Below are 17,401 nucleotides of genomic sequence, written 5' to 3'. Positions count from 1 at the left end.
ATTCTTATCAAATACTAAAACAGACTCAATTGCTGTATCTTTTCCAAAATCATCTTTTGTAACATACCATATTCTTGTCTCTTTACCTTTATCATTGATATAGTCAGCAAATGTATACTTTCAAAATTGGGCGCTACTAATTATTTTATTTAGGCTTAACAATGCAAAAATAACTGCATACTAGTTAAATCTCTCTAAAAATTTATATCCAAATGGTGTTACTTTATACATACCAAAAATAAAAAAAGCCAGAAACGCCTTCAAATAGGCATTTCTAGCTTAATCAATTCAATTACCCCACAGACCCTTCCATCTCATAACTAATCAACCGGTTCAATTCGACTGCGTATTCCATCGGTAATTCTTTGGTGAATGGTTCGACGAATCCCATGACGATCATTTCGGTTGCTTCGCTTTCGGAGAGGCCGCGGCTCATTAGGTAGTACAGTTGTTCTTCTGAGATTTTGGAGACTTTGGCTTCGTGTTCTAGGGACACTTGGCTGTTGTGGATCTCATTGAATGGGATGGTATCAGATTTCGATAGGTCATCCATGATGATGGTGTCACACTCGATATGGGAGATAGAGCCTGCGCTCTTCTTGCCGAAGGTGACTTGTCCACGGTAGTTTACTGCACCGCCATCTTTAGAAATTGATTTTGAGACGATGGAGCTGGAGGTGTTTGGTGCATTGTGAATCATTTTTGCACCAGTATCTTGGATTTGGTTGGCACCTGCAAAGGCAATGGAAAGCATCGTGCCCCGTGCGCCTTTGCCATCAAGATACACGCTAGGGTATTTCATCGTTGTTTTGGCACCTAGGTTGCCATCGATCCATTCAACGGTAGCACCTTCTAAGGCTTTGGCCCGTTTGGTTACTAGGTTGTAGACGTTGTCTGACCAGTTTTGAATGGTGGTGTAGCGGCAGTAAGCGTCTTTTAGGGTAAAAATTTCAACGATGGCTGCGTGCAAACTATTGCTTGAATAGGTTGGGGCGGTACAGCCTTCGACGTAATGAACGCTGGCGCCTTCGTCAACGATGATCAATGTTCGTTCGAACTGACCGGTATTTTCGGCATTGATCCGGAAATAGGTTTGCAATGGCACATCGACACGAACGCCTTTTGGTACATAGATAAAGGTACCACCTGACCAAACGGCTGAGTTCAAAGCAGCAAGCTTATTATCGGTTGGTGGGACTAATTTTGAGAAGTATTGTTTGAACAGCTCAGGGTATTCCTTCAAGGCTGAATCGGTATCGGTAAAGACGATGCCAAGTTTTTCAAACTCTTCTTTCATGTTGTGGTAAACGACTTCTGATTCGTATTGGGCAGAAGCGCCAGCCAGGTATGCCCGCTCGGCTTCTGGAATACCAATGCGCTCAAAGGTCTCTTTGATTTTTTCTGGTACGTCATCCCAATCACGGGCAGGACGATCACTTGGTTTTTGGTAATATTTGATGGCATCAAAATCGATGTCAGACAGGTCTGGGCCCCAGTTTTGCATGGGCATCTTGTTGAAGGCTTCAAGAGACTTCAAGCGGAACTCAAGCATCCATTCTGGCTCTTGCTTGACCCGTGAGATTTCACGGACGATGTCTTCGGTCAATCCTTCGCCGGTACTAAAAACAGGCTGCACGTCATCGTGGAAGCCAAATTTATATTCTTCTAATTCGGGTACACCCATGGTTCTCACTCCTTTTGTAGTGCGGTTGTCTATTCGCTGGTTTCTTCAGTGTCAGATTCATTGGCGTGGCTGTGACTGACAGATGCTTGTGTACTGTCGGCAGCAATGGCTTTTTCTAATGCTTTCCAAGCTAAGGTCGCACACTTGATGCGTGCAGGAAACTTCGCCACACCCCCAAGCATGGAAGCATCGCCTAAGCGATCGCTTTGGGGAATGTCGTTTCCTTGGACGAGCTCAGAAAACAAGCCTGATAGCTCACCAGCTTCTGCTAGTGTCTTACCGATAATCGCATCCCCCATCATGGATGCACTGGCGGTACTGATGGAACAGCCTTCGCCAGTAAACGCGATGTCTTTGATGGTGTCTCCTTCGACAGCGAGCTCCAAGTGGATCACGTCGCCGCAGGTAGGGTTATTCAATTCGACTTTGTACGTTGAATCATCCAAGGTGCCCCGATGATGTGGGTGGCTAGAATGATCCAGAATGACTTGTCGATACAAATTATCTAATTTCGTTAGTGCCATGTTGGAAAAACTCCTTCGTCAGCTTGATGGCGTCAACCAGTCGATCGGCGTCCTCTCTTGTATTATACAGGTAAAAGCTGGCCCGTGCAGTCGCTGGGACTTGCAAATAGGTCAAGAGGGGTTGGGCACAATGATGACCTGCCCGTACCGCGATGCCTTCCATGTCTAAAGCGGTGGCAACATCATGAGGATGGATGCCTGCTAGATTAAAGGCGATCACTCCCGTGCGTTTTGCTGCTTCTTGGGGACCATAGATGGTCAAACCTTCAATGGCTTGCAGTTTGGGCAAAACGTAGGCAGCTAAGTCTGCTTCATGGGCGTGGATGTTTTCTAAGCCGATTTCTGTTAAGTAATCGACCGCTGCACCTAAGCCGATCGCGCCGGCAATATTTGGTGTGCCCGCTTCAAATTTCCACGGCAGTTCTTTCCACGTGCTTTCTTGCAGATGGACAAAATCGATCATTTCACCGCCAAATTCGACGGGCTCCATTTGATCCAGCCATTGCCGTTTGCCGTATAAGACACCGATGCCAGTTGGTCCGCACATTTTATGGCCAGAAAAGGCATAGAAATCACAATCCAGTGCTTGGACATCAACTGCCATATGTGGAACAGCCTGAGCACCATCCACCACCATGACGGCTTGGTGCTGATGCGCCAATTTGGTTAGCTCTGCAATCGGATTGATCACGCCTAAAACATTGGAAACGTGCGCGATCGAAACGATGGCGGTTTTGTCTGTGATCTGTTTCTTGGCATCTTCCATGTCCAAGGTGCCTTCTGGTGTCAACTGGATATATTTCAAGGTAGCTTTTTTCCGAGCAGCTAATTGCTGCCAAGGGATGATATTGGAGTGATGTTCCATATAAGAAATCACGATTTCATCGCCTTCATTGACAAAACGGTCGCCGTAGCTGCGGGAGACCCAATTTAAACCAGTGGTCGTCCCTCGAGTAAACAGCACTTCCGCCGTCTCACTCGCATGGATAAAACGGCGAACCTTTTCTCGTGCGCCTTCATAGGAATGGGTCGCCCGTTCTGCGAGGGTATGAACCCCACGATGAACGTTGGCATTGTCTTGATGGTAATAATCGGTGATTGCCTGCAGCACCGCCTCTGGTTTTTGCGTAGTGGCGGCATTGTCGAGGTAGATCAATGGTTCGTCATTTACGAGCTGATCCAAGATGGGAAACGCTTGTTTCACTTTTTGGGCATCGATCATGCGAGCAACTTCCCTTCGATAACGGCAACCAATTCTTGTTGCACTTCTTTGACTGGGATCGCGGTCAAGACGGATCCTAAGAAACCACGAATCACCAAACGTTCCGCTTCTTCTTTGCGCAACCCACGACTCATCAGGTAGTACATTTCTTCTGGATCGACCCGTCCCACACTGGCTGCGTGTCCGGCTGTTACTTCGTGCTCATCGATCAAAAGGATTGGGTTAGCATCGCCACGAGCCTGGTCAGAAAGCATTAAGACTCGGCTTTCTTGTTGCGCGTCCGCCCCTTTGGCTCCTTTTAAAATGTGTCCGATACCGTTAAAGGTTAAGACGCCGCGTTCTCTGATAACGCCGTGTTGCAGGATATGACCAATGGAATGCGGTGCTTTGTTGGTTACGCGGGTATCGATCCCTTGTGTTTGGCGTCCAGCACTGATTGCGACCGCTTTGACTTCCGAATGCGCGCCTTCGCCTACAAGATCAGAATCAAAGTCTGCCACGACGTCGCCGTCATTCATGACTCCGATCGCCCAATCTACCATCGCATCTCGTAATACGTAGCCGCGACGATTCATGTACGTAGTAATGTTGACACCTAACTGATCAATCGCAGAGAATTTGACCTTCGCGCCTGCTTTGGCAATTACTTCCACTACGATATTGCCTGACAGTTTTTTCGCTTGGTCGCCTTTGGTTTGGAAACGTTCCAAATAGCTGAACTCACTGTGCTCATCAGCAACGATCAAAATGTGTTTGAAGAAATGCGCTTGGCTATTGCCATTGTGGTAGAAAATCGCTTCAAGGGGTTCTTCGATCACCACGTTTTTTGGTACATACAAGAACATGCCGCTATTCATAAACGCCGCATGTGCTGCGGTCATTTTGTCTTCGTCCATTGGCACTGCTTTGGTCATATAGTATTGATTAACCAACTCTGGTACTTCTTTCATTGCTGTAAACAAGTCGGTAAAGATCACGCCTTTGTCGATCAACTCTTGCGGTAATTGCTCAAAGATCGTGGTGTCATCGAACTGAACGAGGGTCGGATGGTTATCCATCGTGTCAAAGGCGGGAACCAAGCCAGCACCTGTCTCCTTAGATTCACTTGCAGGTAAGGTTGGATCGATGAAGCCTGCAAATTCTTTTTCACCAGCAAGTGCTTGTTCGTCGATATTGAACAATGGCCAACGCTCGTAACGCACCCGCTCGATTTTTGGAAACGCAAGTTCATCCACTTTCGCAAGGGCTGCTTGGCGTAATTCCAACATCCATTCAGGCTCTTCTTTTAACGCTGAAAAAACGTTGACTTGTTCAAGATAATCCTGTAATTTTGCCATTTACCTTGCCTCCTTACGCTTCTTCTTCTTTGTAGTCGATCCCTAACTCTTTACTGATCCCAGCATAGCCTTCTGCTTCTAGGCGTTTGGCTAAGTCTGCCGAACCGGTCATCACGACACGGCCTTCCATCATGATATGAACCACGTCTGGTGTGATGTAGTTTAACAGACGTTGGTAATGGGTGATGATCAAAGCGCCAAAGCCTTCGCCGCGCATTTCATTGACGCCTTTTGCTACGACTTTCAAGGCATCGATATCTAGACCAGAGTCGATCTCATCCAAAATCGCAAAGGTTGGATCTAGCATCAACAATTGCAAGATTTCATTTCGTTTCTTTTCTCCACCAGAGAAGCCTTCATTCAGATAGCGTTCCGCCATTTCTTCGGGCATATTCAATAAATCCATTTTTTCATCTAATTTTTTCAAGAAATCCATGACAGAGATTTTGTCGTCTTCGTCACGTTTGGCATTGATCGCTGCCCGCATGAATTCTGCATTGGTGATGCCTGGAATTTCACTTGGGTATTGCATCGCCAAGAACAAACCTAAGCGAGCTCGCTCATCCACTTCCATTTCCAAGACGTTTTCGCCGTCGAACAAAATTTCTCCTTCTGTCACTTCATAATTCGGGTTGCCCATGATGGCAGCGGACAAGGTTGATTTCCCTGTACCGTTTGGTCCCATGATGGCATGGATCTCTCCAGTTTTTAACACTAAGTCAACGCCTTTTAAGATCTTTTTATCTTCGATTTGGACGTGTAGATTTTTGATTTCTAAAACTGACATTTCTTTCCCTCCAGTATCTTTTCTTTCTCACTATTTTAGACTAATTGAGAATGAACTTCAAACGCTATTCCCGACTTTTTTAAAATATTTCTAATCTGTACATTGGAATTATTATAAAGTATTACATAGAGATAGTACATGGTTATTGTCTGTAATGCTAGAAATTTTTTTGATTTGTTGTAAAAAAAGAAAAAGGAATACGACATTGGCTGCCGTATCCCCTACCTTCACTTCTGCTGTGCCCATTCTTCTCGCAAGATGCCATACTTGATGGAATCATAATAGGTGCCTTCCCAGAAACGGACTTTGCGGATCTGGGCTTCTTTGGTCATCCCTAGCTTTTCTCCTAGTTTCATCATGCGGTGATTGCCCGACCACGTGGTGTACCCGACACGCTGGATATGAGGCTGTGATTCAAACAACTCATTGATCCACTGGCGAATTGCTTGGCTGCCAATGCCTTGATTCCAAAGGGAAGCATCATAGATGGCTATCCCGAATTCCAACCACTGCTGCAAGGTATTGTCTTCCCAATAAGCGGTCGCGATCCCCACGATTCTACCTTGATAGCTGATCGCTTTACGTAACGGGTTGTCGATACAGCTAGCGCCAAACCCCGTTCGAAATTCTTCCCACGTCAATACGGGGTCTTGGAAATACGGTCCGTCCCATTTTTTCCATTCTAAATCTGCCTTTGGTCCATAGCTGATCGACCAAAGTTCAGCAAGCATTTCTTCGGTAATCGGTTGAAGTGTGACTGTTTCTGCCATTTTCAAGCCCCCCTTTCTCCTAAAAAAAGTCGTCTCCTTTATTCGTAGACGACTTTCTTTCTATTTTATCTGAAATTTCCGTAAGTTTAAATAAAGGAGTCCGAAAAAAAGGACTGGAAAAAGAGTAAAGCCAAATTGCGGCTTCAAAATCAAGGCGACAAAAACGGCAACAAACAAAAAGGTTGCTAACAAACTAACAGGCCATTTTTTCAAAGTGAAGAAAAGTGCGGTACGCAGGACATCTTTCTTAGCGGCTTTTGGATTACGCACTTGGAAGTACCAAGCGTTGATACTTAGAGCTATGGAAAGCATCCCTAACAAAAGAAAGAAAGGAACGAGCCATTTGCCACTTTCAAATTGAACCGCAAACAGAATATCCACGATCGCAATGACACTTCCCAGCCAGCCGATGAGCCAATAGAGAAAACCGCGCACGGCAAAGGTTCGTAAAAAGTAGCAGAAATCTTTTACTGGATCGATGTCTTTGTGTTCTGCAAAGCGATCGATCGCAGCCAGGAGGCTGATCATGCTTGGACCAATCAGCAAGAGTGCCAATGCAAACCAAAGGAGGTTTCTAGGATCGACTGCCAAGAACATTGCCGTGAGGGTGTAGGGTGTATTCACGACCCAAAAACTGATATTCAGGGCAAAGCCAATATATAGCCAGCGGAAGATCCGCATGTAAAGATTGTTTTCAAAGGTAGGTTTGGTAAACATGATTGATCACCTCAATTTTTCATTCCCGAAGTAGCGATTCCTTCTACGAAGTATTTTTGCATTGCTAAAAAGACGATCGCTACTGGCAAAATGGAGACCACAGATGCTGCCATGATCAGGGCGTACTCGGCATCATATAAGCCGACAAACATTTTCAACCCTAACTGAATGGTTTTGTTTTCGGTTGAGGAGAGGTAGATAAATGGTCCCATATAATCGTTCCATGTATTGACGAAGGTGATGATGGTCAGACTCGCTAAAGCGGGCTTCGTCAGTGGTAGAATGATTTTTCGATAGATCCCCCACTCACTCAAGCCGTCGATCCGCGCACTTTCACACAATGAATCAGGAATACTACTATAGTATTGTTTCAACAAAAAGACGCCAAAGGCACTGAAGGCTTGTAAGAGGACCAAAGACCAAAGCGTGTCTGTCAGCCCGAACTGGCGCATCATGATGAACTGAGGAATCATATAGGATTGCCAAGGAATCGCAATCGTACCGATGTATGTCAGAAACAACAGGTCGCGTCCTTTGAAATGCATCTTCGAAAACCCATAGGCCGCAAAGCTAGAGGTAAACAATTGGATCAAGGTAATGATGATGCTCAAAAAAGCTGTGTTCTTGAAAAAAGTCAACAAAGGAATGCGATCCCAGATCACCGTATAGTTTTCTGGGTGCCAACTTTTTGGAATCCATTGGATCGGTACGCTAAAAACATCGTTATTGGTCTTAAAAGAAGCAGAAATCATCCAGAGAAACGGGATCAGTGTCACTAACGCGAGAAATGTTAATAAAAGAATCAAGGAGACACTGCCGACCGACAGCTTGGCTTTTTGTTTTGGTTTGGCTTGAACATTCTTTTTACTCAGTGTATTTTCCATCTGTACTCCCTCCTTACACCCGTTCTTGTCTTTGGTTCCACTTAAACTGGATCACCGTGATGCCCAAAACGATCACAAACAAGACCATGGCGATCGCAGATGCGTAACCAAAATTAAATTTCACAAACGCTTCGTTGTAAATTTGATACACCAAGACATTGGTGGCTCGACCGGGTCCGCCGGCAGTCATGACTTGGACCAAATCGAAGATCTTGAAACAGTTGATGACCAACATGATCGAAACAAAGAAGGTCGTTGGTCGCAAGGACGGCAACGTCACGTTGCGAAACTGCTGCCACTTGTTGGCGCCATCGATCGAAGCCGCTTCATACAATTCCTTTGGCACACTTTGTAACCCTGCCAAGTATAAGATCATGTAATACCCCATGCCACGCCAGACGCTGACTATGATGATCGCCGTCAAAGCCCAATCAGAGCTGGAGGTCCAACCAGGAGGATTTTCAATAAAAAATTTCAAAAACTGATTGATTGGTCCCATCGTTGGGTGAAACAACATGTTCCACACGACAGCGATCGCAACTAACGAGGTGACATAAGGAAAGAAGAAGGCCGTACGGAAAAACTTCATTCCACGTACTTTTTTATTCAATAAAATTGCTAAGCCTAAGGAACATACTAACGTCAATGGAACGACGCCAATCGTATAGAGAAAGGTGTTCTTTAACGAGATCCAAAAGGTGTCGTCCCCTAGCATTTTGCTGAAATTTTTCATTCCCACAAATTCAGGCGAACTAAAGGAATCCCATTCCATGAAAGCCAGAATCAATGAGAACACAACGGGCACTAAGGTAAATAAGAAAAAGCCGATAAAGTTCGGTGCAATAAAAGACAGCGCGGTTAGCGTATTTTTGCGTTTCAACTTATTAGCTGCTTTTGATTTTGAGGTTATTTCCATATTTGTCTCCTGCTGCTTGCCAGCAGGCCCCCTTTCATTAATAAAGAGAAGGAACTTTTTTGCCCAAGTCCCTTCTCTCGTTAGGACTATTCGGTTTCAGATTTCACCCTTTTTTCCATATTAGCAATGCCTTCTTTTGGTGTTTCGTCCCCTACAAGAATCAAGTCATGTTCTTCTTGCAAGATTTTGTCGATCGCTGGTCCATTTTCATCGACAGGAAACTCGATCGCGACGGTTTCTGGATTGAAGGCTTTTTTCGATACTTCATCGGCGGGCATGCCTTCACGGGAGAAGTAAAGTTCATCAATGGCGTCAGTCTTATACGAAGGAACAACACCGACTTCTGCTAATACTTTGGCGCCTTCTTCACCAGAACAAAAGTCTAAGAACTTTTGCGCAGCTTCTTGATGTTTTGAATTTTTATTGATGGCAAAAGCAGTCGGAGAACCAAATGTCGTTACTTCCCCTTTTTCATTTTGCGGCATTTCCGCAATACCCCACTCGACATCTGTCTTGCCATCGTCGATATTGGTCATCAACGCTCCCATATACCAAGTTCCCATGTACATCATGGCTGCTTTTTCATTTTCAAATTGTGATTGATACGTAACTTTCGTTGATTTTGCTGTCCCAAAGTCCATTTGCGCTTTTTCGTCTTGCATCCGCAATGCACGATCATAGTACGCTTCCAAGTAGTCGTATTGAGGATCGATCAAGTTGGCGCCATTTTGGGCAGCTGCAATCGCTTGGGTAGTGGAACGCCACGTGTGTTGATACGCACCATAAATTTGTTCGTCTGGTTTTGTTAGCTGCTTGGCAAGCTCCTCATATTCGTCCCAGGTGATGTTTGATGGGTAGTCTAAGCCTGCTTCATCGAACATTTTTTTGTTATAATACAAGACCCAAAAATCCGTCCGATACGGTTGTGCATAGGTTTTGCCTTCTACGTCATACATGTCATAGCTTTCTTGCGCTGGGGCAATATCCAATGATCCGATATGGTCGGTGAGATCCACCAATTGGTCCCGCAACGCATAATTAGAGTAAGAAAGTAAATTTTTCATGGTCAAAATATCTGTCGTATCTCCTGAAGAGAGCATCGTCGTTAGCTTGGTATCATAATCATCTGAAGCAATATCGACAGGTTCAACGGTAATGCCTGGATTCGCTTCTTCAAAGGCACGGAATAGTTTTTCGAATTCAGGTGTCGTATCGTAATTCCAAGTGGTTACGGTCAATTTGATGTCGCCATCTTCAGAAGCAGCGGAATCATCTGTCGCTCCGCCTCCACACGCTGCCAAGGCTGCGATCGTCCCAAACATCGTTGCTGCTAATAAACCTTTTTTCAAAAAGTGCATGTTCATTCCTCCATTAAACATTTTTTTAAAGGGTCGCCCCTAAAAACTACCAATAGGAATACCAACTTTGTGACACCCGCATCAGCGCTTCCATATAATAATAATCGCCCCAGATCATGCATTCATCGACCCCTTTGAGGGAATTCTTGTCATAAACCCCATGCATCAAAAGTCCGTTTGATTCGGGATGGTCGATCGTTGTATAGTTTTGGGCTAACGACGCCAAGATCGCCAAGGCGTTTTCCTGATAGGCGGCTTGGTTTGGCTGCGTGATCGGTAAATGTTTCGCCAGTTCTAGCAAGCCACAGACTGCGATGGCGGCGGCCGAACTATCCCTTTCTTCCTGACTACCATCGTTAAACACTAAATCCCAATAACTGACCTTGTCCGCCGGTAATTCCGCAATAAAGTAATCCGCAAGGTCTTGAGCAGTCTTCAAGAAACTGGTATCACCGGTGTAAAGGTAACTCAGCGTAAATCCGTAGATTCCCCACGCTTGCCCTCTCGCCCAGCAGGAATCATCGGCATAGCCTTGTTGGGTATTGCCGCCGATCGCCGCTCCAGTTTCAACGTCGAAGTAATAGGTGTGATACGTCGTGGCGTTGTCTCGCACGATGTATTTCTGGGTCTGCTTGGCATGAGCATAGGCTGCTTGTTTGTAGGATTCATCCCCCGTCATTTGGGAAGCAAAATACAATAGCGGCAAATTCATCAAGCAATCAATAATGATGCGCCCGCGTTGTTGCGGATCATCGAGATTGCCCCACGCTTGAATGATCTGGGCTTTGGGTGAGTAACGGGCCATCAATAGATCGGCGGCGGCAATCGCGAGTTTTTTCGAAGATTCCCGTCCGTTCACTCGATAGTCGGCAATCGCAGTCAAACTATACAAAAACCCGATATCATGGGTTTCTAGTCCAATTCTTTGGTCCAATCGTTCTTGGAAAGAGTGCAGTTGTTTTTCGATGGTTTCATCAAATTCTGTTGATCCCGTCAGTTCTTTACTCAAAAACAACATGCCAGTCCAAAAACTCGCCGTCCAATCATGGTTGGCTTCTGGTCGATAGACAAGCTGTTCACTTGCTGCAGGTGGGACCAACGTGTCAAAGGTCTTAGTATTCTTTCTTACTTGATTAACGGTGAAGTCGATTTGCTCGGCTACCCATTGTGATAGCTGTACGTCATAGCTGGTTTCCATTTTTTCCTCCTATTCGCTCAACCTGGATCATATGTCCGGATTGATTGATCGTAATGTTGTTTGTTGTCACTTCGACGGTCACTGCTTGTTCTTGTTCTTGTGGAAGCAAGCCGGTGACGAGGGAAACGAACAGGTGCTTTCCCGCTTGTCGTTGAGCAGTTAAATACGGCAGCCACGTTGCAGGATACAAGAGGTTCGTATTTGGCTCCGTTCGTAGGACATCGCTCGTTTCATAGCCAGCGATCGCCTCGATTTTCGAATAGCCGATCGATGTTCGTACCGCAGCGCTGCTTGCGGTTTTTTCAGTGATGGCAGTTGCCTCTTTCGGTGATGAAAACCCACCCTCATAGAAAGAAAGGGCGCGCTGAGAATTGATCTCATGAATGCGAAGGTGACTGCCTATCAGTGGAATGATTGTTGTTTTTATCTGGACGTCTTCCCATGGATTCCATTCATGAATGATCCGATCAGGTAAAAGCTGATACTGGCGATCCAATCCTTTGGTGCGAAAGTAATGGTCATCTTCTGATAAAGCCAATGTGTTGTCATAATTTCCTTCATAAAACCAATAATTGCTCTTGGGCACGCTATTGCCAAACGTCGTTGAGTAGACAAATTTGCTATATTTGCTGCTGGCATGACTTTGATAGTTGATACATTGTCCTGCAGGAAACATCAAGGCATGGGTCAAGTCTTGATTGTGTTGATAAAAGTTCTTACTGATGGGATGAGCCAGTGTTCTTTCAGTGATCACTAATGGCGTTGGGGTGGCTTGCCAATAGGGATGCTCCTTTGGTACCGCTAACAAAAGAAAGATTTTTAACGCCCAATAAGGTGAACCTGGTGCATTGTAGCCTTCGGCAAAGATCAGATTCTGGTACGAATAGCCGACCGTCAGTATCCCTTCGGAAGTAAAAATGTCTTGCTGCATCCACTGATGCAGGTGACGACTGATCAACCCTTTGATCTCTCCCCATGGCAATGCTTCAACATCCGCAAAAACCAATGCGCTGAAGAAAGAAACTTGCGCAAAGCGATACGTCAAACTTCGACCAAAAGGAACGGCAGCTCCACCTGCTGCAAACCAATGCTTGAAGGTTGGAGCAAACTCGGTGGCTCGTTGTTTGAACTTCCTTCCCCTTTCAAGATCCTCAGGGACAAATCGACAGTACAGAAGACTATAGTAGTGGATCGCAAAAGATACATAGTAATCGATTTGAGTGGCTACTCCGTCACAGTACCATCCTTCCCCTAAATAAAAGGTCTCGATCAATGCCAAGTCAGCATCGATCTTTTCTTGGGAAAAGCTGCTGCCACAACGCTTCATGGCTACATTGACGAGAACCCGAAAGAAATGCCAATTGTTTGCGGGAATTTCTCGTTGATTGACTTGGATCAGCCACGCATGGAGATTATCTTTTTGGCGTTGGGATAAAACATCCCACGTTTTTTCCTTATTTAATAGTAAAAAGGTACTTAGCGAAGCCATTTCCACGATTCGTTGGTCGAAGTCTTCCACAACACCCCAATAATCGGGACTCTCTGGATCTGTACCCGCAATAATTCCTGAGAGATAGGTTTCCATGAATGAATCTTCTTGCTGGGTTAGATAAGGCGCGAGTCCCCAAAGCGGTCGCAAGAACGCTTCAAGTTCCTGTACCTCTTTCTCATAGACAGTCCCATGGCTGCCTAAAGCCAAATGACCGGGACGACTGCTTGCAAAAGCGGACTTGAGTTGATCCATGATCGTTTTGAAGCCGGCTGCTACATCTTCATAACTTTCAAATTTATTCTTTTTCAATTGCTGCAGCTTCTGTGATTGCATCCGCATCCTTCCTTTCAATCAATGTCGCTTTAATAAAACCATAATATTCTCCGTAGACCGTCACCACATCTTGCAGTTTCAGTTTTTGACTTTGTTCATTGAATACTTGGTACTGTCCAGCCGCTGTTTCTAGAATAAATCGATCCCCTTTCTCAATGTCTGCTGTTTTCGCATCACTCTTTACGATGGTGCCAGATAGCTTCACGAATTCATGCAACGGGACGACACCTTGCGAAAAATCTTCGTCAGAATAACAAAGCGCTCGTTCTTTTAATTGCTTTTCGCTGCTTTGAGAAAATGCTTGCGTCTGCGTTGCTTCATTTGGAGAACAAGCAGTCAACCCCATAAGTAGACCCAGGATAAATAACGAATTAATCCACTCCATTCATGCCACCCTCATTTTTAAAACGCTTTCTTCATTTCAAATCATACTTTTTTTTAGGAAAATAATCAATAGTTTTTCCTAAAAAAAGTAAAATTTTTACTTGAGGGCAATTTCTCTCTTGGTTTTTTTACTAAAAAGAAATATACTGAAGAGGAGAAGCATTGGAGGAGGGATTCTATGGCTACGATTACCGACATAGCGACCATAGCTGAGGTATCAATATCAACCGTATCACGGGTTCTGAACTACGATCCTAGTCTTTCAGTGACCGAAGAAACCAAACGAAAGATTTTCGAGGCAGCTGAAAAACTAAATTATACGAAATACAAAAACAAGCAAAAGCAGCGTGAACTACCAGTGGATGTACCAAAAAAACACAACAAATCGATCGGGATCGTTCAGTGGCGGATGGATGATGAAGAATTAGAAGACATTTACTATATGTCGATTCGTTTGGGTGTGGAAAAACGCGCCGCCGAACTGGGTTGTGATCTGTTAAAAATCTCCAACCTTGATGAGTCAGTGATCCAGTCCGTCGACGGCTTACTGGCAATCGGCAAGTTTACAGAAGAGCGGGTCAAGAAACTCCATGAGCTACACCCCAACCTCTGTGTGATTGGCAGTAACTTTCCGCTGGATGACTACGATTCTGTCAATACCGATTTTACGCAAGCAACGGAGTTGGCTCTTTCTCACTTGATGGGACTTGGTCATCAAAAAATCGCCTTTATCGGCGCCGAGGAAAGTCAAAATATGTATGGGTATCGGCGGTACAAAACGCCAACGGTCAACACCTATGTCGATATGATGCAGCATTATCAGCTGTTTGATGAGGATTATTTCATCGTGAAAGAAAATAGTCGGTTGGATGTCCAAACGGGGGAAGAATTAACGGAGCAGGCTTTGGCTTTGTGGCAAGACCGCTTGCCGACTGCGATTTTGGCAGCCAATGATGCCTTTGCGATCGGGGTCATCCATACGTTAACGGCTCATGGAATCAAGATTCCTGAAGACATCAGTGTTATGGGCATCAACGATATTTCGGTGTCCCGCTATGTCTCTCCACCCCTTTCTTCAGTCCAAGCATTTACTGAAGAGATGGGTGAAACGGGGTTAGAGCTACTCTATAACCGCATCGAAAATCCTGGGATCGCCAGACGCATCTTTTTAAGTACACAGCTGGTGATTCGTCAATCTACCGCAAAACCAAAAGAAGGCTGAGAAGCTGCGGTGTCTTCTTGCATTGATCAACGTCATTGCAAGGAAGCACCGCATCCTTCTCACCCTTTTTTTATTTTAATGGTCGTTTTGATTTCCCCTGTCTGCTCAAGCGTGTATTCGGCTTGGATCAAATACGCTTGTGCCTGTACACCATGGTGGTCTTGATAAGTGACTGGCTGTATTTGGATCTTATCACTGGTAAAACCAAGAACACAGCGTACTTTTTTTGTCATTAGTTGAACGGTCTTATCTTGCACCATTGGTGGTATGTTCGTAATAAAGTTTTCCACCACCAGATTCTTTGGTTGGTGCTCGTCAAAGACAAAATGGTCTTCGATCGTTACTTGTTGCTGCGAGACCACGAAGCGCCGCTGGTATTCAGTGACCGCTGCTTTCGGATAGAACGCACTGAGGTCTAAGTCAAATTGCTGGTCATTAACCTGTAGCACCGTTGCTTCCTCGGCTGTTGGGCGTTGGGTGTGCTGGTTGATGATTGGCAGCGAATGACTGATTGCGGCTGCGGGAAAGTAGTGATAGCGCGTGTTCTCGTCAAAATACTCTTTGGTGTACTCCCCTGCACCAAGGTCCGTCAGAAACAACTCCTCCGTCGTTCCTAAGACAAAATGACCGACATCAAGATGATTATGGCTTTCTTGATTGCTCCCCCCTTTGGCAGCAAAAAAAAGATCCTGTTGCACATCTTTTGCCATGAACCACTGTGCTTGTTCAAAATAGTGATGAAACGAGGCATTCGTTTCTCGTGTGATCGCTTCGTTATGCCAATACAAATTTCGATAGCTGTGGGCAAACCGGTAGCAAGGATCAAAATCTAACGGACTGACCCCCGATAATTGGGGAACCACCACGCCCAAATGCTCGTAGCAATAACTGACCAAGCCGCTAGGCAGTTCGATCGCCGAATAATCAGAAAAAGGAATGTAATGCCCTGGAGAAATCATCGTGTAATAAGGAAAAGCGGCAATTTTTCTGGTTTTAGGCTGCTTTAGGTAGGTATCTTCTTGCAATACTTCTGCCAACAATTGCGCATAATACAGAAAATAACCAAACCCATACGCCCAGTAACCGACGCCTTCTACACAAGCACCATCTTCGCCAAAGCTGTTGAGATAGCTTTGTATTGCAGTATCCAATCGTTTGATCATCCGCAATTGTCGCTCGCTTTTTCTCGGCAATACATAGAGCGCCGTCATTCCAAGACAGCCACCAATAACTGCGGACCAATTGTTCTCTTTTGTCTCCCACTCCCAGGTTTGCTCCTCGAAGGGTAAAAAAAGCCGTTGATCGATCTCATACAACACTCGTTCTGTGATGACTGGTGAAAGGTCTCCCCCAACCAACATAAACAACTCTGCTAAGGATTGCCCAGTTTCAGCTGCAAAAAGATCGACTGTGTGGCGCGCTTGCGAAGAAAACTGGCCATCGACAATCGGCAGATGCGCTGGCAGACACCATGTATATTCATTGCAGATTTCCCAAATCACTTGCTCCAACAGCACTTTGATCGCTGCCTTACGCTCCATTTCATAAGCAAGTCCTAAAACCACCAACATCCGTCGGCGGGCAAAATAATGGGATTCGAAGGCAACACGATTCCCCGATTCGAGATACTCTTGATAGCCTTGATAAGGCAAATAGGGAACCTCACCAGTCTCAAGATAAGCCTGTGCCGTCTGTAAAATTTCTTCTTTTACATCTGCTGGATTCACGCGTTTTCCTCCTGAATGGAGCGTCCGAAGACTTCGATTTGGGTCAACGCTGGAAATGGTGAGGGATCGTCATTTTGGATCAGCTCATGCAATTTCACCCAAGTGACCGTTCGCGGCTGGAAAGAAAACCGTTGAGGCTGGCTGCTTTTGACCGTCTGCAAGATTTCTTGACTCCCGTCGGAAAACGCCAACGTGACTTGTTGCCAATAGCTATCATGGGGAAAATCCGCCCGTAACGTAAGCGCACATTGGTCGATGCGTACCTCATGACCAAAGTCGATCGTCAAAGCGGCATCTGCTTGTTGATTGATTCCCCATGAGCCATAGGGATAATTGCCATGAGACGTATTGGCAAAAATGCCATCAATAGCGTTACAAGCGAAAAACGTCGCATCATCTCTTGTTTCAACATTGGCATGGGCATGCGGATAGGCACCCAAGAATTCTTTTTGATCATGAGGGTTTAAGGCGACGTTGCGGTAAGCCGCTAGTTCTTCTTTTGTTGCTACCCGCACACTCAAATAATGGCTTTTCCCAGCAAAACGGCCTTCTGGCGCGGCTTCTTTGGCATTTTCACTAAGGTGTACGGGGTAGATCCACTCGTTGCCTTTGATGTACACCAAAGTAGTCGCCAGCGTTTCATCGAGTGTGACCCACACAAATTGTCCACTGCGTGAGAGCGAGACAACGATTTTATCTCCGTCCTCGTAACAATACGCTTGGGATGCCAACGTGACAAAGTCTTCCGCCGTCGCTTGCAGAAGGGTAGGTTCACTTTCAGGTGTTCGTTTGCCTTTTTTTACTTGATGCTTTTGGTCATAAATCGTTAAGGAAATCTGGGTCATT

The 17,401-nt window shown here is 45.4% G+C and carries 16 protein-coding genes; 1 reads left to right on the top strand and 15 read right to left on the bottom strand.

Translation table 11 applies throughout. The features are described from left to right. Window positions 1-292 precede the first annotated feature (292 nt). The 13 genes from sufB to IGI88_RS09165 form a co-directional block, all read right to left on the bottom strand. A complete protein-coding gene (gene sufB, locus IGI88_RS09225; protein ID WP_005232103.1) occupies window positions 293-1,684 on the bottom strand; it encodes a Fe-S cluster assembly protein SufB in 1,392 nt (463 codons plus the stop codon). A 29-nt stretch (window positions 1,685-1,713) separates the two neighbouring features. Continuing rightward, entirely contained in the window at window positions 1,714-2,208 is a 495-nt protein-coding gene (sufU, locus tag IGI88_RS09220) for a Fe-S cluster assembly sulfur transfer protein SufU (protein WP_005232105.1), read from the bottom strand. Beyond that, window positions 2,186-3,430, bottom strand: a complete 1,245-nt coding sequence (locus IGI88_RS09215; RefSeq protein WP_061053721.1) for a cysteine desulfurase — start codon at window positions 3,428-3,430, stop codon at window positions 2,186-2,188. Before IGI88_RS09215 ends, sufU begins: the two co-directional genes overlap by 23 nt. Continuing rightward, entirely contained in the window at window positions 3,427-4,767 is a 1,341-nt protein-coding gene (sufD, locus tag IGI88_RS09210) for a Fe-S cluster assembly protein SufD (protein WP_061053720.1), read from the bottom strand. The genes IGI88_RS09215 and sufD overlap by 4 nt, the downstream gene beginning before the upstream one ends. 13 nt (window positions 4,768-4,780) lie before the next feature. Next, complete coding sequence (gene sufC / locus IGI88_RS09205; protein WP_005232112.1) at window positions 4,781-5,554, bottom strand: Fe-S cluster assembly ATPase SufC; 774 nt, start codon at window positions 5,552-5,554, stop codon at window positions 4,781-4,783. A gap of 227 nt (window positions 5,555-5,781) precedes the next feature. Next, window positions 5,782-6,324 carry a GNAT family N-acetyltransferase gene (locus IGI88_RS09200; RefSeq protein WP_008376042.1) on the bottom strand — a complete coding sequence of 181 codons (543 nt, stop codon included), beginning with the start codon at window positions 6,322-6,324 and terminating at the stop codon, window positions 5,782-5,784. A gap of 60 nt (window positions 6,325-6,384) precedes the next feature. Then, on the bottom strand, window positions 6,385-7,041 hold the full coding sequence (locus IGI88_RS09195; protein WP_010748767.1) for a hypothetical protein: 657 nt from the start codon (window positions 7,039-7,041) through the stop codon (window positions 6,385-6,387). A gap of 11 nt (window positions 7,042-7,052) precedes the next feature. Then, window positions 7,053-7,925 (bottom strand): carbohydrate ABC transporter permease, encoded by an 873-nt coding sequence (locus IGI88_RS09190; RefSeq protein WP_010748766.1) that lies wholly within the window; start codon window positions 7,923-7,925, stop codon window positions 7,053-7,055. A gap of 13 nt (window positions 7,926-7,938) precedes the next feature. After that, window positions 7,939-8,841 (bottom strand): carbohydrate ABC transporter permease, encoded by a 903-nt coding sequence (locus IGI88_RS09185; RefSeq protein ID WP_005232126.1) that lies wholly within the window; start codon window positions 8,839-8,841, stop codon window positions 7,939-7,941. 86 nt (window positions 8,842-8,927) lie between these two features. Next, window positions 8,928-10,199: an ABC transporter substrate-binding protein gene (locus IGI88_RS09180; RefSeq protein WP_034857867.1), complete on the bottom strand. Its 1,272-nt coding sequence runs from the start codon at window positions 10,197-10,199 to the stop codon at window positions 8,928-8,930. A gap of 46 nt (window positions 10,200-10,245) precedes the next feature. After that, a complete protein-coding gene (locus IGI88_RS09175; RefSeq protein ID WP_016609652.1) occupies window positions 10,246-11,397 on the bottom strand; it encodes a glycoside hydrolase family 88 protein in 1,152 nt (383 codons plus the stop codon). Then, on the bottom strand, window positions 11,381-13,222 hold the full coding sequence (locus IGI88_RS09170) for a DUF2264 domain-containing protein (protein WP_429960370.1): 1,842 nt from the start codon (window positions 13,220-13,222) through the stop codon (window positions 11,381-11,383). Before IGI88_RS09170 ends, IGI88_RS09175 begins: the two co-directional genes overlap by 17 nt. Then, window positions 13,185-13,607 (bottom strand): hypothetical protein, encoded by a 423-nt coding sequence (locus IGI88_RS09165; protein WP_429960369.1) that lies wholly within the window; start codon window positions 13,605-13,607, stop codon window positions 13,185-13,187. The genes IGI88_RS09170 and IGI88_RS09165 overlap by 38 nt, the downstream gene beginning before the upstream one ends. 177 nt (window positions 13,608-13,784) lie before the next feature. On the opposite strand from IGI88_RS09165, the gene IGI88_RS09160 reads away from it, so the two are divergent. Continuing rightward, on the top strand, window positions 13,785-14,828 hold the full coding sequence (locus IGI88_RS09160) for a LacI family DNA-binding transcriptional regulator (RefSeq protein ID WP_005232137.1): 1,044 nt from the start codon (window positions 13,785-13,787) through the stop codon (window positions 14,826-14,828). Between the two features lie 59 nt (window positions 14,829-14,887). Here IGI88_RS09160 and IGI88_RS09155 read toward each other — a convergent pair whose 3' ends face one another. Together IGI88_RS09155 and IGI88_RS09150 are read right to left on the bottom strand one after the other, a co-directional pair. Beyond that, a complete protein-coding gene (locus IGI88_RS09155; RefSeq protein WP_429960368.1) occupies window positions 14,888-16,555 on the bottom strand; it encodes a hypothetical protein in 1,668 nt (555 codons plus the stop codon). Beyond that, window positions 16,552-17,400: a hypothetical protein gene (locus IGI88_RS09150; RefSeq protein WP_074934378.1), complete on the bottom strand. Its 849-nt coding sequence runs from the start codon at window positions 17,398-17,400 to the stop codon at window positions 16,552-16,554. Before IGI88_RS09150 ends, IGI88_RS09155 begins: the two co-directional genes overlap by 4 nt. Window position 17,401 lies beyond the last annotated feature (1 nt).

Source organism: Enterococcus sp. AZ179, from assembly GCF_050498885.1.
GTDB classification, from domain to species: domain Bacteria; phylum Bacillota; class Bacilli; order Lactobacillales; family Enterococcaceae; genus Enterococcus_D; species Enterococcus_D entomosocium.
This window is presented reverse-complemented; position numbering and strand designations above follow the sequence as displayed.